The organism is Nonomuraea zeae (assembly GCF_005889725.1).
Classification (GTDB): Bacteria; Actinomycetota; Actinomycetes; order Streptosporangiales; family Streptosporangiaceae; genus Nonomuraea; species Nonomuraea zeae.
In genome coordinates, this window is sequence record NZ_VCKX01000729.1 from 1 (window position 1) to 668 (window position 668).

General features: G+C 76.8%; 1 protein-coding gene and 1 pseudogene. Both read right to left on the reverse strand.

All coding sequences use genetic code 11. The features are described 5' to 3' along the window. Positions 1–544: P1 family peptidase (locus ETD85_RS62640; protein ID WP_420847405.1), on the reverse strand; the 544-nt coding region annotated here is incomplete at its 3' end. Continuing rightward, positions 489–668 (reverse strand): annotated as a pseudogene (locus ETD85_RS67855) (hypothetical protein); the annotation flags it as partial. The pseudogene ETD85_RS67855 and the gene ETD85_RS62640, both read right to left, overlap by 56 nt.

Below are 668 nucleotides of genomic sequence, written 5' to 3' on the forward strand. Positions count from 1 at the left end.
CGGTGTCGCCGTCGGTCATGGTGTGGGCCGGTCTGATGGCTCTGGCCAGGCCGTCGTGGGCGACCGCGGCCAGCTTGCCGCACTGGGCCTTGGTGAGGGTGAGGTCGGTGGCGACCACGCCGATGGTGGTGTTGAAGGACGGGGTCCGGTCGGGCTTCCAGGCTTCGACCTCGTGCCGGGCGGGCGGCTCGAGGTGGGTGAACTCGCCGGGGAGCCCGTACCTGGCGCCGGCGAGGGTGCCGTCGGCCGGGTCCAGGACCGAGCCCATGGGGTTGACCACGGCGAGGGCGGCCACGGTGGTGCCGCCGGGAAGGACGACGCTGGCCGTGCCCACGCCGCCGGCCAGGCCGCCGGCCAGCGCGCCGGCCCCGGCCCCGATCGACCCGCTCGCCGCCGCAGGCGCGGTCCCCTGGACGGTCTCGCCGTCCAGGGCCAGGGTCCCGCCGGAAGCGGGAGCGTGGGAAGCGGGCGCGTGAGAGGTGGGAGCGTGAGAGGCGGGCGCATGAGAAGCAGGCGCGTGAGAGGCGGGCGCGTCGGAGGCCATGGCGGCGTCGTAGGCGGCGGCGCCGAGTGCGGCGTCGGGGACGGCGCGGAAGGTGCCGCCGCGCCCCAGGTCGAAGATGACGGCGGCCGGGACGATCGGGACGACCCCGCCCGCGACCGGGTAG